Raw genomic sequence first — 24811 nt, 5'->3', positions numbered from 1 at the left:
ACGCTGATGTCTTGAACCAACATCGAATGCCGACCATGCAGCCGCAAAATTCCAGCTTTGCCAGAGAGCTTGTCCTGCTGCTGGTGCTGGCGACCCTCTGGGGTTCCTCCTATACCTTCATCAAGATCGGCGTCGAGACGATTCCGCCCGTGACGTTGATCGCCGCACGCACGCTGATTGCCGGCGGTCTTCTGCTGGCCGTCCTCCGCTACCGGCGTGTCCGCCTGCCGCGCGATCACGCGACATGGCGCCGGTTCCTGCTTCAGGCCTGCCTGAACAGCGTCGTCCCCTTCACGCTGATCGCCTGGGCGGAACAATCCGTCGATGCCGGATTGGCGGTGATCCTGAATTCGGCAACGCCGATCTTCACCTTCCTGTTGACCGTGCTGATTACCCGCCATGAGCAGGTGACGTCGCGAAAACTTTGCGGGGTCATGGCCGGGCTCGCCGGCATCTGCCTGGTCATCGGCATCGAAGCGCTCGGCGGTCTCGGCGAAAACCTGATGGCGCAGCTTGCCATCATCCTGGCGACCATTTGTTATGCAGGTGCCGCGATATTCGGCAGAAACTTCAAGGGGCTCGATCCCGCCGTGCCGGCCGCCGGCTCGTTGATCTCAGGCGCGGTCATCCTCTTGCCCGTCAGCCTCGTCGTCGACCGGCCGTGGGAACTCGATCCGTCGGCGGCATCGATGCTGGCGCTGCTTGGCCTCTCCGCCTTTTCGACGGCGCTGGCTTTTGTGATCTATTTCCGCCTCGTCCAGACGCTGGGTTCGGTCGGGACCACCTCGCAAGCCTATCTCAGAGTGCCGATCGGTGTTGCGATCGGCCTGGTCTTCCTCGGCGAAAGCCTCAGCCCGACGGCCTGGATCGGCCTCGTCTGCGTCATGTCCGGTGTGGCCGCCATGACGGTCCCCGCAAAGGCGGGCACAACGAAAGCGCGAAGTGCTTAAAGCCGATCAGATGGCGATTCGCGATGGACCTGCCTCACCGCGCCTTCCATGCACGTTTATCGAGCATCACTTATCGGGAATTTCCACGCTATTGACTTTTTGGTAACCTCTGGCTAGAAGCGCGCCGCAATCGATGCCGTGAACGGCGTCTGGAGTTATCCCCATCATCCCCAAGGCACCAAGGACCCGCAGGCCTAAGCCGATCTTGCTTGAGATTGCGCGAAGTGCTTGGATGAACCTGAGGCTTGGCGTAAACTGATACCCGCAAACGACCATAAGAAGGGAAACTCCATGAGTGTGCGTGTATCCGGGAAACATATGGAAATTGGTGAATCCTTCCGTCAAAAGATCGAGGACCAAATTGGTATGGCCATCACGAAATACTTCGACGGGGGGTATTCCGGCCAAGTGACCGTGGAAAAAGCGAGTTCTCGTTTCTCCGCAGACTGCAAGCTTCATCTCGACAGCGGGGTGGTGCTGCATGCAGCCGGCGAGGCGACCGATCCGCAGCTTGCTTTCGACGCCGCTTCGGAGCGCATCGAAAAGCGCCTGCGCCGCTACAAGCGCAAACTGAAGGACCATCACGCCGGAAACCACCTGAATGGTTTTGCAGAAGTCGCCTACACGGTCATGGATTCTGTTCCTGATCACGAAGATGAAATTGCCGACGATTTCGCTCCGGCGATCGTCGCCGAAAGCACGAAGCAGCTGAAGACCATGTCGGTCGCCACCGCCGTAATGGCGCTCGACATGACCGATGAGCCGCTTCTCCTGTTCCGCAGCCCCGGCAAGGAACATCTGAACATCGTTTACCGTCGGCACGACGGAAATATTGGCTGGATCGATTCAGCCAATATCAAAGGCTGAGATCAGGGTGATGAGCGGCGGTGTTGCCGCCGCTCCTTGCATCATCTGATCCCGGCGACAGAAGGAAAAAGAAATGGCATTGGCAGATTTGCTCCATCAGGATGCGATCATTCCCGCCCTCAGAGTAAATTCCAAGAAACAGTTGCTTCAGGAATTGGCTGCAAGAGCCGCCAGGATCACCGGGCTTTCCGAGCGGGAGATCTTCGACGTCATCCTGCAGCGCGAACGCCTGGGCTCCACCGGCGTCGGCAACGGTATCGCCATTCCCCACGGCAAGCTGGTCAACATCCATTCGATCGTCGGCATCTTCGCCCGGCTGGAGCAGCCGGTCGATTTCGAGGCGCTGGATGACCAGCCTGTCGATCTCGTATTCCTGCTGCTGGCGCCGGAGGGCGCGGGCGCCGACCATCTCAAGGCTCTGTCGCGTATCGCCCGCGTCCTGCGCGATCACGATCTGGTCGCCAAGCTCCGCGCAACCGATTCCGCCTCGGCGATCTATGCCTTCCTCAACGAAGAGCAGACGTCGAACGCCGCTTAACGCCGTATCGATGAACGCTGACATGTGAAAAGGCGCCGGGTTCCCCAGGCGCCTTTTTCAGGATGAGCGGCTGAAACGATCAGAATTCTTCCCAGCTGTCCTGGGCGACGGCCGCCGAACCGCGCGACGGGGCGGCTGCGTGGCGAACCGCAGGCGCGGCCACCCGATGCGAAGAGGCCGCGGCAACAGGGGCACGCATCCTTTGCGCGACGGAGGCGAGTGCGGCGGAGTTACCCCCCGAGACGCTGAAGCGGGTGGCGAGCGTCTTCAGCGTCTGCGCTTCGTCATTGAGGACCATGCTGGCGGCGGTCGCTTCCTCCACCATGGCCGCATTCTGCTGCGTCACCTGGTCCATCTGGTTCATGGCCTGGTTGATTTCCTTCAGGCCGACAGCCTGTTCGCTGGCCGATGCCGAGATTTGCCGGATGAGGTCGTTGATGCCCATCACCTGTTCGGCGATCTTGTGCAGCGTGCCGCCGGCGCGCCCGACGAGATCGACGCCTTCCTTGACCTGGACAGCCGAGGTGTTGATCAGCGTCTTGATTTCCTTGGCGGCATTGGCCGACCGTTGCGCGAGTTCGCGCACCTCCTGGGCGACGACGGCAAAACCCTTGCCGGCCTCTCCGGCACGCGCGGCCTCGACGCCGGCGTTGAGTGCCAGGAGGTTGGTCTGGAAGGCGATCTCGTCGATGACGCCGATGATCCGCGAAACCTCCGTCGAAGACTGTTCGATCCCTTGCATCGAGGCAATCGCCTTCTGCACCACTTCGCCGGATTTTTCCGCATCCTGGCAGGCGAGGTTGACGTTGTCGGCAGCCGTGCGCGCATTCTCGGCGCTGGAATCGACCTGCGCGGTGAGCTCGTTGAGCGCGGCCGCCGTCTCTTCCAGGCTTGCCGCCTGCTGTTCGGTGCGCTTGGCGAGGTCGGAAGCGCTGCTGCTGATCTCACCGGTGCCGGAGCCGATATTGGCGACGCTGAGGTTCATCGTGTTGATGGTCTCTTCCAGGCTCGCCAGGGCGGCGTTGAAATCCTGTTTCAGCTTGCCGTATTCGCCGGGGAAGTCGTCGGTGATGCGGTGAGCGAGATTGCCCTGCGACAGCTCGGAAAGGCCGGCGCCGACGATCGAAACGATATGGCGCTGCAGCGATAACGATTCCTGGCGTTCCGATTCCGAGCGGCCGCGCTCGGCTTCCGCAGCCTGACGCTCTCGGGCCGCCTCGTCCTCAAGGCGCCGGCTGTCGGCGAGCTTGAAGCGGAAACCTTCGAGCGCCTTGGCGACCGAGCCGATTTCGTCGCTGCGCTCCTGGGCGGCGACCGGTTCGGCATATTGGCCGTCGCTGAGCGCCTTGACGCTGGCGACGAGACCGCCGAGCGGCCGCTGCACGAAAGAGCGGACGGCGAAATAGAGCGCCAGCATGACCGCGCCGAGCACGATCAGGCCATTGACGATCATCATGTAGGTCTGGTCCTGCACCGGGGCGTTGATCGCCGTGTGCGGGACGTCGACGAGCACGACCCAGGTGGCGTTGACGCCGGGAACCGCGAAGGGATAGACGACGCGGTCGAAGGGAGCGAGGCCGTCATAGGTGAGGTTGCTGACGAGGCCGGGCTGCTTGCTCGACAGCGCCGCGATGTCGGCGCCTTCGCCGCTATATTCCTTGGTCATCAGGTCGGGGATCGGCGCGACGATCCAGTTGCCGGCCTGCGACAGCAGCGTGACGCGGCCCGAGCCGAAAGGATGCAGCGCCTGCAGCTTGTCGGTGAGCGACTTCAGCGAAATGTCGACGCCGGCGACGCCGATCATCTTGCCACCCGACATGACCGGATAGGCGATCGAGGTCAGCAGCGTCGGAACATCCGTTCCTTCGGCCATATAGGGCGTCGTGATCGCGCCCTTGCCGCTGTCGGCGGCGAGCTTCCACCATTCGGCGGTATAGTCATTGTCGAAGGTCGAATACTGGATGTCGCCATCCTTGGTCTTCGACCAGTAGGGCGTGAAGGCGCCGTTCTTGTTCGTGCCTTCGTCATTATTGTTGGCGATCTCGGTGGTCTTGCCATCCAGCGCGCCGAGCTGCTCGCAGAACCAGCTGCCGAAGGCGAAGGCGTTCTGTTCGAGATTGGCCTTCAGCACGTTGATCATGCCCTTGCGATCGAGCGACTTGCCTTCATGGCCGCGGCCGACGACGCCCGACATGGTGCGCGCGGCGCTGGCGAGTTCGCCGACATTGGCGGCGATTTCATTGGCGATCGATTTTGCCTCGAGGTTGGCCTGATCCATCGTCAGGATCTGGACCCGATCCCGGGTCTGACCGATGAGGAAAAAATTCGAAACGATGAGAACAAGCGCGATGGCGATGCCGGTGATGACGATGAGTTTCGCCGCAAGCGATTTCATTCGAAAAACGAACATGAGGTCCTCGGACAAGGATGCGCCGAACGGGCATTCTCCGGCGCAGGAGCGAAGGCATCGCCCCGTCATGGAGCCGCCGCGTGGTTGCCGATTCCTGAAAGCGCGAGGAACCTGCGACCGCGGGCAACATCGCCGGAGATCTCTTAAATTTGAATGAAACTTGCTTGATCAAGGCAAGGAAAACCGCCGGAACACCCTGAATTACCGGGGGTTTTGCCGGCGGCTTCGCAAAGGGACGCTTCCTATATTCTGTCTGCGACTTCCTCGCTCCAGGGGATCGAAGGTTGCGCGCCGGCCTTCAGGCACGCGAGCGAACCGGCGACGGCCGCACGGCGCAGCGCCGAGGCAAAATCGAGGCCGTCGTCGAGGCTGGCAGTGAAATAGCCGCAGAAGGTATCTCCCGCGCCGACCGTATCGACGGGTTCGATCTTGAGGCCCTGTGCCCGTGAAATTGCCCCGTCGCGAATGGCGATGACGCCATCGCCGCCGAGCGTCACGATCAGCGTCTGGCCCGTCTCCGCATGCAGGCGGGTAAGGGCGGCCTCGCGCGCTTCAGCGTCCATGCCCTCCTGGCCGGCCAGCCGCTCGAACTCGGTCTCGTTGGCAATGACGATATCGGCGAGCCGGCCGAGTTGGGCCGCATCGGGGATGAGCGGCGCAAGGTTGAGGATGCTGGTGACGCCCTTGGCGCGGGCTGCCGACAGCGCGCGTTCGACGGCGGCCGCCGGCACTTCGAGCTGCAGCATCAGGAGATCGCCTTCGTTCATGCGGCCGACCGCTTTCTCGGCATCGGCAGGCGTGACCAGGCCGTTGGCGCCGGGAACGACGGCAATCATGTTTTCGCCGTCGCCGCCGACAAGGATCAGCGCCGTGCCCGTGGGGCCGTCGACATGCTTGACGAGAGAAAGGTCGGTGCCGGCATCATCGAGCAGGGCCAGCGCATCCGCGGCGAAGCCATCCTTGCCGACGGCGCCGGCCATATGCACATAGCGGCCGGCGCGGCGCGCTGCCAGCGCCTGGTTGGCGCCCTTGCCGCCGGCGGCCGTGGCAAAGCCGTTGCCGGCCACCGTCTCGCCGGGCTTCGGCAGGCGCTCGGTCGTGGCGATGAGATCCATGTTGATGGACCCGAAAACTGTGATCATCAGGGTGTCCCGTCTTTTGGAGCCTGCAAGCGACGTCATGGCGAAAACTAGGCGCGGTTTTCGGACGGCGTCATGCTCCCGCTGTTTCATGCGGGCGAGACACTGCCCGAAGCGGTCACTCCTCGTCAACCACCCGGAGCTTCAGAAGACCGGTGCGGCTTTCCACCGATTTGGCCGCGGCTTCGCTGTCGCGGGCAGGCTTTGCCTCGCCGCCGCCCGCCTCGAATTCCAGCGCTTCGATCCTGGCGCCGCGCTTGGTGAGCTTGTCGGCTGACGTGACCACCATGTCGATATCCTTCTGCGCCATGGCGAAATGGCCCTGCAGCTTGCGCACCCGCTCGTCGAGCCGGCCGAGATCGTCCATCAGTATCGCCACCTCGCCCTGGATCAGATGCGCCTGCGCCCGCATGCGCTGGTCCTTGAGCACGGCCTGGATGACCTGGATCGACAGCATCAGCAGCGACGGCGAGACAATGACGATGCGCGCCCGGTGCGCCTTCTGCACCACGGCCTCGAAGTGCTCGTGGATCTCGGCGAAGATCGATTCCGAGGGCACGAAGAGAAAGGCCGTATCCTGGGTTTCGCCCTGGATCAGATATTTCTCGGAAATGTCCCGGATATGGATCTCCATGTCGCGGCGGAACTGCTGGCCGGCGATCTTGCCGGCCTCGGGGCTGCCGGCGTCGCGGATCGCGTTCCAGGCTTCGAGCGGAAATTTCGCGTCGATGACAAGCGGCGGCGCGTCGTTCGGCATGCGGATCGTGCAGTCCGGCCGTGAGCCGTTGGAGAGCGTCTGCTGGAAGGTGTAGGCGCCCATCGGCAGGCCGTCGGCGACGATCGTTTCCATCCTCGACTGCCCGAAGGCGCCGCGCGTCTGCTTGTTGGACAGAATGGCCTGCAGCCCGACGACATCCTTGGCGAGGCTCTGGATATTGTTCTGCGCCGCATCGATGACCGCCAGCCGCTCCTGCAGCCGCCGCAGGTTCTCATGCGTCGATTTCGTCTGTTCGGTGATCGTCGAGCTGACGCGCTGCGACATGCCGTCGAGGCGTTGGCTGATCGTCTGGTTGAGTTCGCTCTGCCGCGCGCCGAAGACCTCGGTCATCGCCGCGATGCGGCCCTGCATCTCCGCCTGGATCTTCAAAAGCTCGGCCATGCGCGCTTCGGTTTCCCCGGCGCGGAAGCTCGCCTCCTCGGCCTGTTCGCGGCGAAGGCTGGCGCCGCGCAGCAGAAGCACGATCACCAGCAGGACGAGGGCGGCGAGAACCCCGCCGCCAAGCGCCAGCATGGCCGGACTGATCGAGGCAAGGGAAAGGGCGAGCGATTCGGAATGGACGGTCATACCGCGAGCATAACAGAAGACACGGCAATATATAGATCAAAACGTGAACAGAATTGCCGGCCCTTACGATCTTCACAGGCTGCTGCTCTTCCCAGCTGATGAAGAAGAAATCGCCGGCCGATTTAACGATTGCTCAACCATATTCGCCAAAACCTGTGGCGCAGAAATTCCTTCCCGCGCCTTGCGCCAAGTACAGAGACCCTCCATGACATCCCAGCAGACCGACAGTGCCCTCAGGCAGCGCCTCGATTTCATCGAACTGGATGAGGCGGCGCGCAGGTCGATGCGGGATCTGCGCCCCGTCATATCGGAACTGATCGGCGGCGCCCTCGATAAATTCTACGCCAAGATCGCCAGGACCCCTGCGGTCGCAGGCTTTTTCGCCGATAAGAACCACGTCGGCCATGCCAAGAAGCGCCAGCAGGATCATTGGGCCAATCTTGCCGGCGGTGCATTCGACGAGAGCTATGTCGACGGGGTCACGGCGGTCGGGCGGACGCATGCCCGCATCGGGCTGGAGCCGCGCTGGTATATCGGCGGTTACGCCATCGTCATGTCCGAACTCGTCAAGGGCATCATGGAGAAACAGTGGCCGTCGGTCTTCGCGCGCCGGCAAGGCAAGCAGCTGGCCGAGAAGCTGTCGGCCGTCATCAAGGCCGGCATGCTCGACATGGATTATTCCATCTCGGTCTATCTCGAGACGCTCGAAGCCAAGCGCCGGGCCCTGGAAGAGGAGCGCACCCGGGCCGAATCCGACCAGGCAGTCGCGCTGGAACAGCTGCGCCGCGGCTTGGAAGCGCTGTCGCGCGGCGATCTCGAAGCCACCCTGCCGTCCGACCTGCCGGGCAATTTCAGGCAGATGGCCGAGGATTACAACCGCGCCGTCAGGGCGCTAAGCCAGTCCTTCGCCTCCGTGCGCGAGACCTCGGGCCATATCATGAGCGGCGCCGACGTCATTGCCAATGCGACCAACGATCTGGCGCTGCGCACCGCCCAGCAGGCGGCCGGTGTCGAGGAGAGCTCGGCGGCGCTGCAGCAGCTTTCCGTCAGCGTCGGCCAGACGGCCGCCAATGCCGAGAAGGCTTCGGCCGCCGTACGCGAGACGCAAGAGAAGGCGAAGAATTCCGGTGAGCTCGTCACCAGCGCCGTTTCGGCGATGGCCGGCATCGAGAAATCCTCGACCGGGATCTCCAAGATCATCGGCGTCATCGACGAGATCGCCTTCCAGACCAACCTCCTGGCGCTGAACGCCGGTGTCGAGGCAGCCCGTGCCGGTGATGCCGGCAAGGGTTTTGCCGTCGTCGCCCAGGAGGTCCGCCAGCTCGCCCAGCGCACGGCGGATGCGGCCAAGGAGGTCAAGAACCTGATCTCGCAGAGCTCGACCCAGGTCAATCAGGGCGTCGGCATCGTCTCCAGCACCGGCGAGGCGCTGAACGACATGATCAGTCGTATCGACATCATCAACCGTTTCGTCGCCGATATCGCCGCCGCCGCCCGCGATCAGGCGACCGGCGTCAACGAGGTCAGCGTGGCGGTCCGCAACATGGGGGCGATCACCCAGCAGAATTCGGACATGGTCGAGCACTCCTCAGCCGAAACCCGCCGCCTCAAGGACGAGGTGGAGAAGCTGATCGAGCTGCTGCGGCGCTTCCGCGCCCGGCCGGAGGGGCATTCCGCCCTCGCTGCCCGCCGGGCGGCCTGAGGAGAATATGGCAAAATTCCAGGCGGGGATGGAAAAAAGCGTATTCCCCGCCTGCCGGATAATTCCATAGTCGGAAAAGATGGGTTATGGGAACGCCATGACCATCAAGCCACTCATCATTCTTCCCGATCCTATTCTCCGCCAGCTGTCCAAGCCGATCGAGCGGGTGGATGCCGACCTGCAGCGTCTCGCCGACGACATGCTGGAAACCATGTATGACGCACCGGGCATCGGCCTTGCCGCAGTCCAGATCGGCGTGCCGCGCCGCATGCTCGTCATCGACGTCTCGCGCGAGGGCGAGGAAAAGCAGCCGCAGGTCTTCATCAATCCGGAGATCGTCACATCGTCCGACGAGCGCTCCGTCTATGAGGAAGGCTGCCTGTCGATTCCGGATTATTATGCCGAGGTCGAGCGCCCGGCCGTTGTCTCGGTCAAATATCTCGACCGCAACGGCAAGGAACAGACGGTCGAAGCCGATGGCCTGCTCGCCACCTGCCTGCAGCACGAGATCGACCACCTGAACGGCGTGCTCTTCATCGATCACATCTCGCGGCTGAAGCGGGAGATGGTCATCAAGAAGTTCACCAAGGCGGCGAAGTCCAAGGCGCTCTGAGCAGCACGTTGAAAACTTATCGGCAAAGCACTATGATATCAGTGATATCATGATGGAGGCGCCGCATGGGTGATTTTCTGATCAGAAATATTTCCGATGCGATGAAGCGAGACATTGCGGAATCGGCGCAGCGGAGCGGAAACAGCCTTTCTGACGAGGCCAAGGAACTTTTGCGGGAAGCGCTGAAAAGGAAAAACGAAGCAAAGCCCGAGACTTTGTCGGCCTATGAAGCAATACGCGCCGCTTTTGTCAGCGAAAACGCAGCGGACGATGAATTTGCTGCAATCATGGACGAAATCGAGGCCGCGCGGAAAAAGGATTTCGGCCGGCCGTTCGAGGATTTCGAATGATCGTTCTCGATACCAATGTGGTTTCCGAGTTCGCCAGGCCATATCCAAGTGAAAAGGTGAAGGCTTGGATATTGCGGCAGGATAGCTCGCGAATCTGGTTTTGCACGGTCGGCTTGATGGAGCAGATTTATGGAGCCGAAAGGGTTTTCTTGAAGACCGGATCGGACCGCTTCTTCCGGGCTATCGAGAATTTGGTGAAAGGCCAATTTCGTGACCGCATCGTTGGCTGGGATTTGGAAACGGCTATAGTGACTGGTCGCTTGCGGGCGAAACGCGAAAGCATCGGGCGGCCGATTTCGGTCCAGGACGCCATGATCGCCGCTATCTGCCTTGCCAACGGCGCGACGCTCGCCACCCGCAATGTCAAAGATTTCGAGGGGCTTGATCTCAAGCTCGTAAACCCGTTTGAAGACGGCTGATCCTCAATTGGCGAGATAGAATGTCTCTTCGCATCATCTTCATGGGAACCCCCGAGTTCTCGGTTCCGACCTTGCGCCTGCTCGTCGATGCCGGCCACCGGATCGTTGCGGTCTATACCCAGCCGCCGCGGCCGGGCGGGCGGCGCGGACTCGATCTGCAGAAATCGCCGGTGCATCAGGCAGCCGAATTGCTCGGTCTGCCGGTTTTCACCCCGGTGAATTTCAAGGACCCCGAGGAGCGCGAGAGGTTTCGCGCCCTCAATGCCGATGTTGGCGTCGTCGTTGCCTACGGATTGTTGCTGCCGGAAGCGATTTTGAACGGCACGAGGGATGGCTGCTACAACGGCCATGCCTCGCTGCTGCCGCGCTGGCGGGGTGCCGCACCCATCCAGCGGGCGATCATGGCGGGCGATGCAAAGACCGGCATGATGGTGATGAAGATGGACAAGGGTCTCGATACCGGCGCCGTGGCGCTGACCCGCGAAGTCGAGATCGGCCCGAACATGACGGCTGGTGAGTTGCACGACCGGCTGATGCTCGTAGGCGCCAAGGCGATGGCGGAAGCCATGGTGAAGTTGGAGATGAACGATCTGCCGCTGACGCCGCAGCCGGAAGAGGGCGTGCTCTATGCCGCCAAGATCGACAAGGCCGAGACCCGCATCGATTTCGCCAGAAACGCCAGGGACGTGCACAATCACATCCGCGGCCTGGCGCCGTTTCCGGGCGTCTGGTTCGAGCTTGCGATTGGCGGCAAGCCGGAGCGGGTGAAGGTGCTGGCCTCCGAGCTGGCCGAAGGGCAAGGCGCATCAGGCGAATTGCTGACGGACGATCTCGTGGTCGCCTGCGGTTCGGGCGCGGTGCGGCTGACCAGGCTGCAGAAGGCCGGCGGCAAGCCGCTGGCCGCGGACGATTTCTTGAGAGGCACGCCGCTTGCGGCCGGCACGAGGCTTAGCTGATGCCGCGTTTCCGCATGACCGTCGAATATGACGGCGGCCCCTATGTCGGCTGGCAACGCCAGGAAAATGGTCCCTCGGTGCAGGGCGCTATCGAAGCGGCGGTGCTGTCGCTGACCGGCGAGTCGGTGTCGGTGCGCGGCGCCGGCCGCACCGATTCCGGCGTCCATGCGATGGGCCAGGTCATCCATGCCGATCTTTCGAAGGACTGGTCGCCCTACAAGCTGCAGAATGCCTTGAACGCGCATCTGCGGCTGGCCGGCGAGCGCGTCTCCATTCTCGACGTCGAGGCGGTTCCCGAATTCTTCGATGCTCGGTTCTCGGCGCTGCGGCGCCATTATCTCTACCGCATCGTCAGCCGCCGGGCGCCGCTGGCGCTCGACGCCGGCAAGGCCTGGTGGGTGCCGAAAGGGCTCGACCACGAGGTCATGCACGCCGCCGCTCAGAGGCTGGTCGGCCGGCACGATTTCTCCACTTTCCGCGCCGCCCATTGCCAGGCAAACAGCCCGGTGCGCACGCTCGACCGGCTGGATGTGACCCGCAATGGCGAATTGATCGAGATCCGCGCCACGGCGCAGAGTTTCCTCCACAACCAGATCCGTTCCTTCGCCGGCACGCTGAAGCTCGCCGGCGAAGGCAAATGGACGCCCGACGATGTCGAGGCGGCGCTTCAGGCGCGGGATCGCAAGGCCTGCGGCCCGGTGGCGCCGCCCGACGGGCTCTATTTCATGCAGGTGGATTATCCCGACGTCATCATCGACCGCCGCCGGCCGCTCAGCGATACCGATGATGATGCCGATCTTTCGTAGGCCTGATCAGGCGGGATAGATGCCGAGGAAGTGCTGAAGATATTCCGAAAGGATCATCGATGGCACCAGCAGCACCAGCGTCATCGCCCCGACCATCAGCGCGTGACCGTGGCAGATCATCCGCAGAATGCGCGCCAGTGCGAAGACCTGCGCCAGCATGAAGGCCAGCAGCAGCAGCGAGACGAGGCCGACGGAGCCGGGCAGGAACACCACCATCGCCAGCAGCAGCCCGTTGATGTAGGAGAGCGGCACGCCGAGCCAGTTGACGCTGACGACGACGGGGGCAAAACGCTCGCCCATGCGGAAAGCAAGCAAGAGCAGCCCGGCAAAGACCAATGGCACGAACCAGTTGGCGATCTCGACGAGGCCGAGCCTGAGATAGAAGGCAACATCGACATCGGTTTCCGGCGGCATCGACCGCAGGAAGGCCTGCCGCCACCAGAGCCAGGAAATCCCCATCGGCGGCAGGCACCAGGCTATTGCCCAGAACGAGCGGTTGACGCCGCGCTCGGACATGTCGAGGTAGCGGAAGCCGCGCGGATCCAGCCGGATCAGCAACCAGAGGCCGGCCAGATAATATTGAACTTCTCTAAAGCCCGGCATTGGCGAACCAGCGGGCGATGAAGGTCTCGTAGATCGCCGTCAGCATCTCCAGATCGGCGACCGCGACGCGCTCGTCGACCATGTGCATCGTCTGGCCGACAAGGCCGAATTCGACGACCGGGCAATAATCCTTGATGAAGCGCGCATCCGATGTGCCGCCGGTGGTCGAAAGCTTCGGCGACTGGCCGGCAACGCTTTCGACGGCCGAGGACAGCGAGGCGATCAGCGCATTGTTGCGCGTCAGGAAGACATGGCTCGGCCGGTCGGCCCAGACGATGTCGTATTTCACCGGTTGGCGGCCCGGTCGCAGCGCCCCGTCCCCGGCGGCGGCTTCCAGCCGGCGCAGGATTTCGGCCCGCAGCGTCTCGACCGTCCAGCTGTCGTTGAAGCGGATATTGAAGCTCGCCGACGCCTTGGCGGGAATGACGTTGGTCGCCGGATTGCCGACATCGACCGTGGTCACCTCGAGGTTCGACGGCTGGAAGTCGTCGGTGCCGCCATCGAAGGCCGGATCCATCAGTGCCTGCGTCAGCTGCAGCATGCCGCGCACCGGATTGTCGGCAAGATGCGGATAGGCGGCATGGCCCTGGACGCCATGCACGGTGATCTTGCCCGACAGCGAGCCGCGCCGGCCGATCTTGATCATGTCGCCGAGCCTGTCCGGATTGGTCGGCTCGCCGACCAGGCAGGCATCCCAGCGCTCGCCGCGTTCGGCGGCCCATTGCAGCAGCTTGACCGTGCCGTTGATCGCCGGCCCTTCTTCGTCGCCGGTGATCAGGAAGGAGATCGAGCCGGCCGGCGGCCCGTTTTTCTCGATATGACGGGCGACGGCGGCGACGAAACAGGCGATGCCGCCCTTCATGTCGACGGCGCCGCGGCCGAAAAGCTCGCCTTTCGAAATCTCGGCGGCAAAGGGCGGATGCGTCCAGGCGGCTTCGTCGCCGACCGGCACGACATCGGTATGGCCGGCAAACATCAGATGCGGGCCGTCCTTGCCGAGGCGGGCATAGAGGTTTTCGATATCGGCTGTTCCCTCTTCGCTCGCCTTCACCTTGTCGACGGCAAAGCCGAGCGGCGCAAGCATAGCCTCCAGCGCCGTGAGCGCGCCGCCTTCGGCGGGCGTCACGGAAGGGCAGCGAATCAGCGTCTGGAGATTGGCGACGGGATCGGTAGCGGTCATGGCGGTCGAACTATCCGGCGGGAATGGCAAAGACATGGCAAGGCAGGGCTGCCTCGCGTAAAAAGACGCCGTCTGTTTACCGGATCAATGTCCCGGTGTCATCAATCTCTGAGCAGCTCGTTGATGCCGGTCTTCGAGCGGGTCTGTTCATCGACGCGCTTGACGATGACGGCGCAGTAGAGATGCGGCGCCGGCTTGCCGTTGCCCATCGTCGCATTGCCTGACGGCATCGAGCCGGCGACGACGACGGAATAGGGCGGCACTTCGCCGTAGGTCACCTCGCCGGTGGCGCGATCGACGATCTTGGTCGACTTGCCGATATAGACACCCATGCCGAGCACCGAGCCTTCGCGGATGATGCAGCCTTCGACCACTTCCGAACGGGCGCCGATGAAGCAATTGTCCTCGATGATCGTCGGGCCGGCCTGCATCGGTTCCAGGACGCCGCCGATGCCGACGCCGCCGGAGAGATGCACATGCTTGCCGATCTGCGCGCAGGAACCGACCGTCGCCCAGGTGTCGACCATCGTGCCTTCGCCGACATAGGCGCCGAGATTGACGAAGGAGGGCATCAGGATCGCATTCGGGGCGATATAGGCCGAGCGGCGCACGACGCAGTTCGGCACGGCGCGGAAGCCGGCGGCGCGGAAATGATTCTCGCCCCAGCCTTCAAATTTCGAAGGAACCTTGTCCCACCAGGTGGAATTGCCCGAGCCGCCCTTGACCACTTCCATGTCGTTGAGGCGGAAGGACAAGAGCACGGCCTTCTTCAGCCACTGATTGACCGTCCAGGCGCCGTCGGCACCGCGCGTCGCGACACGGACCGTGCCGGCATCGAGCAGATTGAGTGCTGCCTCGACCGCATCGCGAACCTCGCCCTTCGTCGACATGTTCACATTGTCGCGATTGTCGAAGGCGGCTTCGATGGTCTTTTCGAGGGATGCGAGGTCGGTGGCGCTCATGAGAATTCCTTAAACTTCGATCTTTATCGTGGAGACGGCGAAGTCTCCGGAATTGCGGTTGGCGGGGGTCAATCCTGCTCTACAGCATGAACCCGTAGAACGGAATGATTTTTCCGACAAGATCATATCTGGATTCAAGGCGTTATAGCGACATATCCGGCTTCTTGGCCGGCAATACTGAAAGGCATTACGATATGGCGAAGGGACGAAACGGCGGTTCGCGGCGCAAGGATGGCGTATGGGACCCGCTGAAGAGCAGCTCGACCGACAGGCAGCGTGCCGAAGCCGTGCCGAAGACGCCGCAGACGATGTCGCCGGCCTACCGCCTTGCCTATGTCGACGAGGATTTCCTTTGCCGCGAGGAATTGCGGCCGATCCGCCTGCAGCTGGAGTTGCTGAAGACGGAGATGATGCTGACCGAACGCGGCATCAAGTCGACCGTCGTCATGTTCGGCGGCGCCCGCATTCCCGCCCCCGGCCAGAGCGCCTGGGCAGCCCGCAACGATATCCAGCGCGTCAACCTGGAGGCGGCCTCCGTCTATTATGACGAGGCGCGCAAATTCGCCCGGCTCTGCTCGAAATATTCTGCCAAATTGAATTTCCACGAATATGTCATCGTCACCGGCGGCGGCCCCGGCGTGATGGAGGCCGGCAATCGCGGCGCCGCCGACGAAGGCGCCCCGTCGATCGGCCTCAACATCGTGCTGCCGCACGAGCAGGCGCCGAACGTCTATGTGACGCCGGAGCTCAGCTTCAACTTCCACTATTTCGCCATCCGCAAGATGCATTTCATGGTGCGCGCCAAGGCGATCGCGGTCTTTCCCGGCGGCTTCGGCACGCTCGACGAATTCTTCGAATGCCTGACACTGATCCAGACCGGCCGCATGGAGCGCCTGCCGCTGATCCTCTTCGGCGAGACCTTCTGGCGAAGCATCATCAATTTCGATGCTTTGGCCGAATTCGGCACGATCGCGCCCGACGACGTCAAGCTGATCAGCTTCGTCGATACGGCCGAAGCCGCATGGAAGATCATCCAGGATTTCTACGAACACCGCGAATAAGGACAAGAAACGCGGCGTTTCGCCGAACCTCCCACTCTTTCCCCGCCGGAGCGGGGAAAGATATCGGTTTGTCCGGCCTTACAGAAGCGGCCGGTCCGGCATGTCGTCGATCGAGATGACGCCGTCCTTGTTGCGGTCCATCCGGGTGAACAGCTTGTCGATGGCGGCTTCGGCTTCCTGTTTGGAGATCTGGCCGTTCTGATCGGTGTCGACCCGGTGCATCATGATCGAGGCACGCATGATGTTGCCGCCATGGCGCATCCAGCGATGTCCGTCGCGACCCTCGTGGCCTTCGCGAGGCGGCCGTCCCTGGTCGTCATTGTCCGCCGTCTCGGCTGCGGCGTTCGCATCCTTGTTTTCCCCAGCCTCCTGCTTGCGCTGATCTCTCATCGCCTGCATCTGCGCTTTCTGGTACGCTTGGATTTCGCCCGGGGTCAGCGAGCCGTCATTATTGGTGTCGATCGCAGCGAAGACCTTGTCGATGCCGGCGGTCGCCTCGTCCTTGGAGATCTGTCCGTCCTTGTTGGTGTCGAACTGCTTGAGCATGCGGACATAGGTGATTTCGCGGAAGGCGGCAGGTCCCCCACCGTGCATGGGACCGTGCCTGCCGGGATGCTGACGCGGCCCGTCACCGGGTGCGGCATAGCCTGCTCCGGCGGCTGCGCCGAAGATGAGGGTGGAGGAAAGCGCTGCCAGTATCAGCTTGTTGCGGTACATCGTGTTTGCCTTTCGTAAGGTGTCCCCTCACGAAAGAAGCTACGGCAGCAGCCCCGAAAGACCCAGTTAAACATCGGTAAGCTAAGTGAAAACTTCGTAATCAATGCAGGTCGGCCAAAACTGTGCAGCGGTTTTGGGACAACGACATGGATCAAATAAAGACTGGCTGTCAGCCGGTAATCTTGCCGAGGAAGGCGGCGAGGTCGTCGGTGACGAAATCGATATGATCCTCTTCGCCGCTGGTCTTTTCCCACCATTCGACGACCGTCTCTTCGAGATTGCGCGGCACCAGCAGCACGGTCTGCATGCCGAGCGCTTTGGGCACCGTCAGGTTGCGCGGCAGATCCTCGAACATGGCCGCCTTGCCGGTTTCGACGCGCTTCAACGCCGTGAACTTGTCGTAGGTCGCCTGCGCCGGCTTCGGCACGTAGTCGGCGGCGACGATGTCGAAGATATCGTCGAAATGCTCGAGAATGCCGAGCGCCTCCGCCGTCATTTCGGCATGCCTGACGCTGCCATTGGTGAAGATGAACTTGCGCCCCGGCAGCGCCTTGATCGCCTCGCCGAGTTCCGGCTGCGGCGTCAGCGCCGAATAGTCGATCGCATGCGCCTTTTCGAGGAAGTCGTTCGGGTCGATGCCGTGATGGATCATCAGGCCCTGCAGCGTCGTGCCGTGGTCGAGGTAATATTGCTTCTGCAGCTTGCGCGCCTCTTCCCGCTCCATCTGCAGGAGCGCCGCGACATAGGCCGTCATGTTCTTGTCGATCTGCGCGAACAGATTGACATGATGCGGATAGAGCGTGTTGTCGAGGTCGAAGACCCAATCTGTGACGTGCGCGAAATCGGCTTTATCAGGTTTGCGGTCGATCTTTGTCATGGCGGTCTTATGGCACGGCTGTTCGCCCAAGGAAATCGACAAGAAGAAATAGACGCCCGATTTTCGGCGGACGGCCGCGGCCGAGGATGCTAGAAAGCCGGCATGCTTTTCGAACGCCCCGATGACGATACGCTTTATGACGCCCTGATCGCGCGCAGCGCCGATTATGAGGGCCAGGCCTATGTCTGCGTGAAGACGACGGGCATCTTCTGCCGGCTGACCTGCCCGGCACGCAAGCCGAAGCGGGAAAATACCATCTTTTTCGACACGATCGCCGCCTGCATGCATTCCGGCTTCCGCCCCTGCCGTCGTTGCAGGCCGCTGGAGCAGCCGGGCAGGGAGCCGATCGTCGACGCACTGCTGGCAGAGCTCGATCGCGCGCCGCAACTGCGCTGGAGCGAGGATGAACTCGTGCGCCGGGGTCACGATCCCTCGACCGTGCGCCGCGCCTTCAAACGGGCGCTCGGCATGACCTTCCACGATATCGTCCGCTATATCAGGCTCGGCGAGGCGGCGCGGCAACTGGCCGACGGCGCGCGTGTCATCGATGCGCAGCTCGATGCGGGATATGAATCCCCAAGTGGTTTTCGAGCGGCTTTTCAGCGGCTCATCGGCAAGGCGCCGGCGCTGTCGCAGAACCGCGAACTGCTTTTTGCCGACTGGTTCGACACGCCGCTCGGCCCGATGATCGCGGTTGCCGACAAGACGCACCTGCATCTCCTCGAATTTCATGACCGTAAGGCGCTGCCGACCGAGCTCGAGGCGTTGCAAAAGCGCGTCCGCTCCTCGGTCGCAATCGGCCGCACGCCTGTTATCGACCAGATCGAGGCTGAGATCAGGGACTATTTCGAGGGGCGGCTGACGGTCTTCAAGACGCCGTTGGCGCTTGGCGGCACGGCCTTCGAAAAACATGTCTGGGCAAAGCTCATCGATATCCCTGCCGGCCAGACGCGCGCCTATGGCGATCTCGCAAGAGAGATGGAACGGCCGGAAGTGGTGCGCGCCGTCGGCCGTGCCAATGGCGCCAACCAGCTCGCCATCATCGTGCCATGCCATCGCATCCTCGGCGCGGACGGATCGCTGACGGGATATGGCGGCGGACTATGGCGCAAGCAATGGCTGCTGCGGCATGAACAGAAAATCAGCGCGCAAGCAGCTGACCAGGCACCTGATCAAGTACCTGATATGGAGGAGACAGCATGAACCAGAACGAAAAGGCCAAGGCATTCGGCACATTGCATCGGAAGGGCGACCCGGTCGTTCTCTACAATATCTGGGATGCCGGGTCGGCCAAGGCGGTTGCCGATGCCGGCGCCAAGGCGCTGGCGACGGGAAGCTGGTCGGTCGCTGCTGCCCATGGCTATGGCGATGGCGAGAAGTTGCCGATGTCGGTGCTGGTCGAGACCGCGAAATCCATCACCTCGGTCATCGACCTGCCGCTTTCGGTCGATTTCGAGGGCGCCTATTCGGCCGAGCCTGAGGGGGCTGCGGCCAATGTGGCAAAACTGGTGGAGGTCGGTGCGGTCGGCATCAATTTCGAGGATCAGGTGGTCGCCGGCAGCGGGCTCTATCCCATCGACAGGCAGGCGGCCCGCATCCGCGCCATTCGCGCCATGGCCGAAGCCAAAGGCATCGCTTTCTTCATCAACGCCCGCACCGACCTCTTCCTCGCCGAGAGCGATCTTGCCAAACATGCCGGTCTGGTGGATGAGGCGATCGAGCGCGGCAGGGCCTATGCGGCGGCCGGCGGCAGCGGCTTCTTCGTGCCGGGTCTGATCGATCCCGCCTTGATCGAGAAAATCTGTGCGGCATCGCCGCTGCCGGTCAACGTCATGATGAGGACGGGCGTCCCTGACGTGAAAACGTTGGCTGGGCTCGGCGTCGGCCGCATCAGCTATGGTCCGGGACCTTACCGGTCGATGATGGACAAGCTGAAGCAGGAAGCGGCGGCGATCTATAGCCAGCTTTGACGCCGATATCCCTGGCGATAGTCGCGAGATCAGGACGATGCGCCCTTCGCAGCGAAGGGCGCAAGCCTCGATCAGGGAACGATCAGCGTTCCGATGCCGTGCTCGGTGAAGATCTCGAGCAGCACGGAATGCGCGGTCTTGCCGTTCAGGATGACGACACCCTGGACGCCGGCCTTGATCGCATCGATGCAGGTCTCGACCTTCGGGATCATGCCGCCTGAAATCGTGCCGTCGGCGATCAGCGCATGCGCCTCGGCGACGGAAAGCTCCTTGATGAGCTGGCCGTTCTTGTCGAGCACGCCGGGCACATCGGTCAGGAAGAGCAGCCGGGTGGCGTTCAGCGCGCCGGCGATGGCGCCGGCGAAGGTATCGGCATTGATATTGTAGGTCGCGCCGTCGCGGCCAGGCGCCACCGGCGCGATGACCGGGATCATCTCGGAGCGGGCGAGCAGATCGAGCAGCGTGCGGTCGACCTCGACCACTTCGCCGACGAAGCCGAGATCGAGCACGCGCTCGATGTTCGAATCCGGATCCTTCACGGTCTTGCGTGCCTTTTCGGCGAAGACCATGTTGCCGTCCTTGCCGCAAAGGCCGATCGCCCATTCGCCCGTCTGGTTGATCAGCGCGACGATTTCCTTGTTGATCGAGCCGGCGAGCACCATCTCGACGATCTCGACCGTCTTCTGGTCGGTGACGCGAAGCCCGCCTTCGAATTTCGATTCGATGCCCATCTTGTTCAGCATGGCGCCGATCTGCGGGCCGCCGCCGTGAACGACGATCGGGTTGACGCCCGATTGCTTCAACAGCGCGATGTCGCTGGCAAAGGCCTTGCCGAGCTCGGGATTGCCCATGGCGTGGCCGCCATATTTCACGACAATCGTCTTGTTCTCGTAACGCTGCATGAAGGGCAGCGCCTTGGCCAAAAGCCGTGCCTGCAGTTCGCTTTCGGTTTCGTTCATGGGAACCCCGCAGAATTGATCGCGGCCTTTTATCGCAAGTTTCTGACAGAGGGAATAATCCAGAGGGTAATAGTTTTTCGTATCTGGCGCGGAGCCGGAGCACTTCGCCGCCCGGCGCACGCAAGCTTGAGATGAGGAACGCCATGCAAGGCGATGAGATCGCAGACCTGATCGGCCGCGTCGCACTCGGCGACCGCAGGGCTTTCGTGGCCCTCTACAACCAAACCGGACCGAAACTTTTTGCGGTCTGCCTGCGTATCTTGAAGGATCGCACGGAAGCCGAAGAAGCCCTGCAGGAAGTCTATATCAGCATCTGGCAACGGGCTCGGAGCTTCCAGGCTGCCACGGGTTCGTCGTCGGCGTGGCTGGCCGCAATCGCCCGCAACCGGTCGATCGATGCGCTGCGGGCGCGCAAGCCTGTCGCCGACGAACTCGACAGTGCCTACGATCTTGCCGATGCCGGACCCGACCCGGAAATGCAGACGGTGACGAAGGATGAAGGAAGGCGGATTGACACCTGCATGGAAGAGTTGGAAGCTGATCGTGCGGTCGCGGTGAAACGGGCTTATGTCGAAGGGCTGAGCTATCAGGAACTGGCCGATCAGTTTGGTGTCCCGCTGAACACGATGCGGACCTGGCTCAGGCGCAGCCTCTTGAAACTGAGAGAGTGCATGGAACGATGACATCGCCCGACAAAAGCAAGGGAGACCGCTCCCGCGACGAGGTTCTCGCCGGCGAATATGTGCTTGGCGTCCTGTCGCTGCAGGACCGCCGGGTGGTGGAAGAGCGCATGCGCCACGATCGGCCTTTCGCGGCGATCGTCAGCCGCTGGGAAACCAATCTTTCCGCCTTCAATGACGAGTATGAAGGTGTTGCTCCGAACCGGGAAACCTTCAAGCAGATCGAGGCGCGGCTTTTCGGCGATAGCCAAAAGGCCGCATCCTTTTCGCATGGGCTCTGGAATTCCGCCGTTTTCTGGCGCTCGCTGAGCTTTGCTTGCGTCATCGTCGCCGTCAGTGCCGTCATCTTCGCCTCCGGCGTGGTGCCGCAGCCGCAGGGGCCGGCGCCTTTGGTGGCGTCGCTTTCGGGCCAGAACAACGCCATCAATCTTCTTGCCTCCTATGAGCTGCAGAGCGGCCGGCTGAAGATCGTGCCGGTCGCGGCCGGCAAGCCGGAAGAGAAGTCGCTGGAACTCTGGCTGGTGCCCGGCAGCGGCCTGCCGAAATCGCTCGGCGTCTTCCAGCCGGGCGAAAGCGGCGAACTGGTCATTCCCGCCGATCTGCGCAGCCATATCGCCGATGGTGCAACGCTCGCCGTCAGCCTCGAGCCCTTCGGCGGCTCGCCGACCGGCCAGGCGACCGGCCCGGTGATCGCAAGCGGCCCCCTGCACCGGCCGTAAAATCACGCCGGCCGTAAAAATCATTTTCTCCTGTCTGAAACTCTTCGGCGCGGACCGTCGTAGTTCGAAATGTCCGGACGACGCTCAGGCATAAAGCCGGCGGATGGGGTCCGGTGAGGAGAAAATCATGATCAAGTCCGTATTGCGCGGCTTCGCGCTCGCCACCGCCATGTCGGCTGTCGCCTTTGCTGCCGCCAAGAACCCGATGGTCGGCGGTGCTGCAATGTTCGACAGCAAGAACATCATCGAGAACGCCGTGAATTCCAAGGATCACACGACGCTGGTCGCAGCCGTCAAGGCCGCCGGCCTCGTCGGCACGCTCGAGGGCAAGGGTCCCTTCACCGTCTTCGCGCCGACCAACGAAGCTTTCGCCGCCCTGCCGAAGGGTACCGTCGAAACGCTGCTGAAGCCGGAAAACAAGGCGACGCTCACCAAGGTTCTGACCTGCCACGTCGTTGCCGCCGATGCGATGGCCAAGACCGTTGCCAAGATGATCAAGGATGACGGCGGCGAGCACGACATCAAGACCGTCGGCGGCTGCGTGCTGAAAGCCCGCGAAAGCAAGGGCAAGATCACGCTGACCGATGAAAACGGCGGCGTTTCCCATGTGACCATCGCCGACGTCAAACAGTCGAACGGCGTCATCCACGTCGTCGACAAGGTGCTGCTGCCGAAGATGTAAGTCTCGTATCGACGAAGGCATGGGGCGCTGTTGAGGCGCCCCTAACGCAAATTGACGAGGTGGCTATTGGGCCGCTTCCGCTCTCGGGAAGACGAGGGAGACACTCATGCCGGTGCCAGGGGACGAGCTTACTTCAACCTCGGCGCGGGCATTCTGTTTCAGCGACTGTACGATCATCGCGCTCAGTTTTCCCGGCTGCGGCCAGGTCACATCTTGGGGAAGGCCGACCCCGTTATCAGCAACGGTGATCCTGCACCCGGTATCGCTGACGACACAGCGGAGCGTGATTTCGCCGCCATCACGCCCCACGAAGGCATGCTTCAGCGTATTGGTGAGGAGTTCGTTGATGACGAGGCCGGCCGGCATGGCGACATCGACCGAAACCGGCCAGGTATCGACCTTCATGTCCAGCCGGATCCCTTCCACCGCGTGGGCCGCCATCACCGAGGCGGCAATCTGGCTGACATAGGTGCCAAGATCGACAGTGGCGCCTTTCTCTTCGTCTGACAGCGAGCGATAGAGCAGGGCCAAGGCTTCAATCCGCCCGGCAAGCCGTGCAAACCTCTCGCTTTCCTCATTCTGTTGAGCGTTGCGCGCCTCCATTCGGATGAGCGCCGTGATCATCTGAAGATTGTTCTTCACGCGATGCTGAAGTTCCCGCAGAAGGACATCTTTCTCCGTCAGCAGTTCGCTGAAGCTCTCAGCGGCCGTCGCCTCATTGCGGGCAGCAAAGGCCACCAATCGGAAGAGTGGCGTGTCGTCATCGTCGACGATCGTATTCGACCAGACATCGACAATGACGGTGCTGTCGGGTTCGGCCACCAGCGAGAAGGCGCCAATATAATCCTCCGCAGTTGTCACAGCGGCCGTGAGCGACGCCTCTCCGGAGACAGCGGTGGAGTTCAGTTTAATTTCCGGCCAAGGTTTTCCCTGGACCTCGATTGCCTCAAGCGCCGTCAGCCGTTCGAATTCGAGGTTGACGTAAATCAGCAGCTCGTCGCCACTGAGTTGGGAGACAGCCACTGCGAATGGCACATGATCGAGAAAGTGTCGAAACCGGTCGTCATCAAGGGCTTCGGCAAGATGGGGCAAGTTGCCGACGCCTTCCGGCGAAATCGGCTGGTCTTTGCTATCGGTCATCAAATCTTACTCTTGGACGCGGCTGCTCCCGCACAGCAGGAGAACTAGGGTTGCTTTAAAACCTGCGGGGACGCAAGCGTTGATCGGCGGCACGTCCGCCGATTGCCGGCCACAGGATGATTTAGGCCCGGTCATAGGTAAATGACGTCAGCAGGGTCGTGACGAAATTGCTCGCCCTTTCCTTGACCAGCACTTCCGTCCATTCATCTGTCCCGCGCAGCCGCAAATCCGTGTAGATGCTGTCGACGGCCGCTTCTTCGATACGCTTGATATGGGTCCTGAACGACGCTTCGCCGCCGCCGTGATACATGTCTCTGATCACCATGCGCAGGATCTCCTGAATGGCGATCTGCCAGGCCGTATTGATCGATTGAAGTTCGTTCGCAGTCTCTGCCATTGACGCTTCCTTGGTGCGAGTGAATGCCAGCACGCCTTCGGCATGCTGCAGCGCGCGATCTGCAAGCCCGTCATTTCAGATGCGGTTTAAATCCCGAGCCTTGTCGATCGGGTTGTGATCTCAGCGGGCCCTGGCGCGTTTGGCAATGAGGGCCGAGGTTGCCGATACCCGGTCACTCTGTTCCCTAGCAAGCCGGGCTTCCCGAAGCCGCAACGTCTTCGCCTGTTGCGATTGGGCGTCGGATTCAAGCTCTTCGGCCGCCTGGTTCTTCGCGAAGAATTGGGTATGGACGTTGCCGAAGGCAATCTCCGCCCGCTGGCGAGATTTGCTGTATGTCTCAGTCATGTTGGCTCCGATATTGGAGGGCTCGACGCGCGAGCGAAAACAAAAAAGGCCAGGCAAATCGCCTGGCCTTGGATTGATAACGTGCTTCCGGCAGTGCCAGTACATCCGTGGTCAAAGGGAAGCAGATACCGAATTAAGCGTTCTGGAGATTGCAGGCGGACATCTTGCCCGACTTGTTGTCGCGCTCGAGATCGAAGCCGATCTTCTGGCCTTCGACGAGTTCGCGCATTCCGGCGCGCTCGACGGCGGAGATGTGAACGAAGGCGTCATCGCCGCCATTGTCAGGCTGAATGAAGCCGAAGCCTTTGGTGGAGTTGAACCATTTAACTGTGCCAGTGGCCATGATGATGAACCCTTTCATAGCAATATTGAAGAACCGTAACGCCAAGGCGATGCGGATGATGATAGCGATTTTTGAAAGGAA

Annotated in this window: 28 protein-coding genes; 15 read left to right on the top strand and 13 right to left on the bottom strand. The window is 62.0% G+C overall.

The window, feature by feature from the left end:
* Nucleotides 1-26 precede the first annotated feature (26 nt).
* The 3 genes from EEQ99_RS21005 to ptsN all read left to right on the top strand — a co-directional run bounded on the left by EEQ99_RS21005 (nt 27) and on the right by ptsN (nt 2355).
* The gene (locus tag EEQ99_RS21005; protein ID WP_127431037.1) at nt 27-950 is read left to right on the top strand and encodes a DMT family transporter; all 924 of its coding nucleotides are present in this window, start codon (nt 27-29) and stop codon (nt 948-950) included.
* 291 nt (nt 951-1241) lie between these two features.
* The gene (gene hpf / locus EEQ99_RS21000) at nt 1242-1817 is read left to right on the top strand and encodes a ribosome hibernation-promoting factor, HPF/YfiA family (RefSeq protein WP_025554397.1); all 576 of its coding nucleotides are present in this window, start codon (nt 1242-1244) and stop codon (nt 1815-1817) included.
* Nucleotides 1818-1890: 73 nt separating this feature from the next.
* Nucleotides 1891-2355 (top strand): PTS IIA-like nitrogen regulatory protein PtsN, encoded by a 465-nt coding sequence (gene ptsN, locus EEQ99_RS20995; protein ID WP_003570770.1) that lies wholly within the window; start codon nt 1891-1893, stop codon nt 2353-2355.
* 79 nt (nt 2356-2434) lie between these two features.
* Here ptsN and EEQ99_RS20990 read toward each other — a convergent pair whose 3' ends face one another.
* The 3 genes from EEQ99_RS20990 to EEQ99_RS20980 form a co-directional block, all read right to left on the bottom strand.
* Nucleotides 2435-4765, bottom strand: coding sequence for a methyl-accepting chemotaxis protein (locus EEQ99_RS20990; RefSeq protein ID WP_127431036.1), 2331 nt, complete (start codon nt 4763-4765; stop codon nt 2435-2437).
* Nucleotides 4766-5007: 242 nt separating this feature from the next.
* On the bottom strand, nt 5008-5907 hold the full coding sequence (locus EEQ99_RS20985) for a ribokinase (protein WP_025554389.1): 900 nt from the start codon (nt 5905-5907) through the stop codon (nt 5008-5010).
* Between the two features lie 115 nt (nt 5908-6022).
* On the bottom strand, nt 6023-7249 hold the full coding sequence (locus EEQ99_RS20980; protein WP_127431035.1) for a DNA recombination protein RmuC: 1227 nt from the start codon (nt 7247-7249) through the stop codon (nt 6023-6025).
* 205 nt (nt 7250-7454) lie between these two features.
* Between EEQ99_RS20980 and EEQ99_RS20975 the strand changes: the two genes are divergently transcribed.
* From EEQ99_RS20975 to truA, 6 genes are all read left to right on the top strand, one after another.
* Nucleotides 7455-8951, top strand: a complete 1497-nt coding sequence (locus EEQ99_RS20975; protein ID WP_127431034.1) for a globin-coupled sensor protein — start codon at nt 7455-7457, stop codon at nt 8949-8951.
* A gap of 97 nt (nt 8952-9048) precedes the next feature.
* On the top strand, nt 9049-9564 hold the full coding sequence (gene def / locus EEQ99_RS20970) for a peptide deformylase (protein ID WP_025554647.1): 516 nt from the start codon (nt 9049-9051) through the stop codon (nt 9562-9564).
* 65 nt (nt 9565-9629) lie between these two features.
* Nucleotides 9630-9914, top strand: a complete 285-nt coding sequence (locus EEQ99_RS20965; RefSeq protein WP_127431033.1) for a FitA-like ribbon-helix-helix domain-containing protein — start codon at nt 9630-9632, stop codon at nt 9912-9914.
* Nucleotides 9911-10333, top strand: a complete 423-nt coding sequence (locus EEQ99_RS20960; RefSeq protein ID WP_025554650.1) for a type II toxin-antitoxin system VapC family toxin — start codon at nt 9911-9913, stop codon at nt 10331-10333. The genes EEQ99_RS20965 and EEQ99_RS20960 overlap by 4 nt, the downstream gene beginning before the upstream one ends.
* 20 nt (nt 10334-10353) lie before the next feature.
* Nucleotides 10354-11289: a methionyl-tRNA formyltransferase gene (gene fmt / locus EEQ99_RS20955; RefSeq protein WP_127431032.1), complete on the top strand. Its 936-nt coding sequence runs from the start codon at nt 10354-10356 to the stop codon at nt 11287-11289.
* Nucleotides 11289-12095, top strand: a complete 807-nt coding sequence (gene truA, locus EEQ99_RS20950; RefSeq protein ID WP_127431031.1) for a tRNA pseudouridine(38-40) synthase TruA — start codon at nt 11289-11291, stop codon at nt 12093-12095. The genes fmt and truA overlap by 1 nt, the downstream gene beginning before the upstream one ends.
* A 6-nt stretch (nt 12096-12101) precedes the next feature.
* Here truA and EEQ99_RS20945 read toward each other — a convergent pair whose 3' ends face one another.
* The 3 genes from EEQ99_RS20945 to dapD form a co-directional block, all read right to left on the bottom strand.
* A complete protein-coding gene (locus tag EEQ99_RS20945) occupies nt 12102-12698 on the bottom strand; it encodes a hypothetical protein (protein WP_047617155.1) in 597 nt (198 codons plus the stop codon).
* Nucleotides 12685-13878, bottom strand: coding sequence for a succinyl-diaminopimelate desuccinylase (gene dapE / locus EEQ99_RS20940; protein WP_047617153.1), 1194 nt, complete (start codon nt 13876-13878; stop codon nt 12685-12687). The genes EEQ99_RS20945 and dapE overlap by 14 nt, the downstream gene beginning before the upstream one ends.
* Nucleotides 13879-13979: 101 nt before the next feature.
* Nucleotides 13980-14840, bottom strand: a complete 861-nt coding sequence (gene dapD, locus EEQ99_RS20935) for a 2,3,4,5-tetrahydropyridine-2,6-dicarboxylate N-succinyltransferase (protein WP_047617151.1) — start codon at nt 14838-14840, stop codon at nt 13980-13982.
* Between the two features lie 194 nt (nt 14841-15034).
* On the opposite strand from dapD, the gene EEQ99_RS20930 reads away from it, so the two are divergent.
* Nucleotides 15035-15901 (top strand): LOG family protein, encoded by an 867-nt coding sequence (locus EEQ99_RS20930; protein ID WP_047617285.1) that lies wholly within the window; start codon nt 15035-15037, stop codon nt 15899-15901.
* 78 nt (nt 15902-15979) lie between these two features.
* On the opposite strand, the gene EEQ99_RS20925 is transcribed toward EEQ99_RS20930, so the two are convergent.
* On the bottom strand, nt 15980-16618 hold the full coding sequence (locus EEQ99_RS20925) for an EF-hand domain-containing protein (protein ID WP_025554967.1): 639 nt from the start codon (nt 16616-16618) through the stop codon (nt 15980-15982).
* A gap of 169 nt (nt 16619-16787) precedes the next feature.
* Entirely contained in the window at nt 16788-17495 is a 708-nt protein-coding gene (locus tag EEQ99_RS20920) for a pyrimidine 5'-nucleotidase (protein ID WP_047617147.1), read from the bottom strand.
* Nucleotides 17496-17597: 102 nt separating this feature from the next.
* On the opposite strand from EEQ99_RS20920, the gene EEQ99_RS20915 reads away from it, so the two are divergent.
* Both EEQ99_RS20915 and EEQ99_RS20910 read left to right on the top strand, forming a co-directional pair.
* Nucleotides 17598-18698, top strand: coding sequence for a bifunctional transcriptional activator/DNA repair enzyme AdaA (locus EEQ99_RS20915; protein ID WP_127431030.1), 1101 nt, complete (start codon nt 17598-17600; stop codon nt 18696-18698).
* Entirely contained in the window at nt 18695-19465 is a 771-nt protein-coding gene (locus tag EEQ99_RS20910; protein WP_127431029.1) for an isocitrate lyase/PEP mutase family protein, read from the top strand. The genes EEQ99_RS20915 and EEQ99_RS20910 overlap by 4 nt, the downstream gene beginning before the upstream one ends.
* A 71-nt stretch (nt 19466-19536) precedes the next feature.
* On the opposite strand, the gene argB is transcribed toward EEQ99_RS20910, so the two are convergent.
* Nucleotides 19537-20424, bottom strand: coding sequence for an acetylglutamate kinase (gene argB / locus EEQ99_RS20905; protein WP_025554810.1), 888 nt, complete (start codon nt 20422-20424; stop codon nt 19537-19539).
* A gap of 143 nt (nt 20425-20567) precedes the next feature.
* On the opposite strand from argB, the gene EEQ99_RS20900 reads away from it, so the two are divergent.
* The 3 genes from EEQ99_RS20900 to EEQ99_RS20890 all read left to right on the top strand — a co-directional run bounded on the left by EEQ99_RS20900 (nt 20568) and on the right by EEQ99_RS20890 (nt 22505).
* Nucleotides 20568-21107 (top strand): sigma-70 family RNA polymerase sigma factor, encoded by a 540-nt coding sequence (locus EEQ99_RS20900; RefSeq protein WP_025554809.1) that lies wholly within the window; start codon nt 20568-20570, stop codon nt 21105-21107.
* Nucleotides 21104-21823 carry an anti-sigma factor gene (locus EEQ99_RS20895; RefSeq protein WP_127431028.1) on the top strand — a complete coding sequence of 240 codons (720 nt, stop codon included), beginning with the start codon at nt 21104-21106 and terminating at the stop codon, nt 21821-21823. The genes EEQ99_RS20900 and EEQ99_RS20895 overlap by 4 nt, the downstream gene beginning before the upstream one ends.
* Before the next feature lie 127 nt (nt 21824-21950).
* Complete coding sequence (locus EEQ99_RS20890) at nt 21951-22505, top strand: fasciclin domain-containing protein (RefSeq protein ID WP_028755461.1); 555 nt, start codon at nt 21951-21953, stop codon at nt 22503-22505.
* Nucleotides 22506-22568: 63 nt separating this feature from the next.
* Here the strand turns inward: EEQ99_RS20890 and EEQ99_RS20885 are convergent, their stop codons facing one another.
* The 4 genes from EEQ99_RS20885 to EEQ99_RS20870 form a co-directional block, all read right to left on the bottom strand.
* On the bottom strand, nt 22569-23645 hold the full coding sequence (locus tag EEQ99_RS20885; RefSeq protein ID WP_047617141.1) for a sensor histidine kinase: 1077 nt from the start codon (nt 23643-23645) through the stop codon (nt 22569-22571).
* A 121-nt stretch (nt 23646-23766) separates the two neighbouring features.
* Nucleotides 23767-24042 carry a hypothetical protein gene (locus EEQ99_RS20880; RefSeq protein WP_024323874.1) on the bottom strand — a complete coding sequence of 92 codons (276 nt, stop codon included), beginning with the start codon at nt 24040-24042 and terminating at the stop codon, nt 23767-23769.
* Between the two features lie 120 nt (nt 24043-24162).
* Complete coding sequence (locus tag EEQ99_RS20875) at nt 24163-24387, bottom strand: hypothetical protein (protein WP_047617282.1); 225 nt, start codon at nt 24385-24387, stop codon at nt 24163-24165.
* Nucleotides 24388-24520: 133 nt separating this feature from the next.
* Nucleotides 24521-24730: a cold-shock protein gene (locus tag EEQ99_RS20870; RefSeq protein ID WP_003545000.1), complete on the bottom strand. Its 210-nt coding sequence runs from the start codon at nt 24728-24730 to the stop codon at nt 24521-24523.
* Nucleotides 24731-24811 lie beyond the last annotated feature (81 nt).

The sequence above is a fragment of the Rhizobium anhuiense genome (assembly GCF_003985145.1).
Lineage (GTDB): Bacteria > Pseudomonadota > Alphaproteobacteria > Rhizobiales > Rhizobiaceae > Rhizobium > Rhizobium anhuiense.
This window is presented reverse-complemented; position numbering and strand designations above follow the sequence as displayed.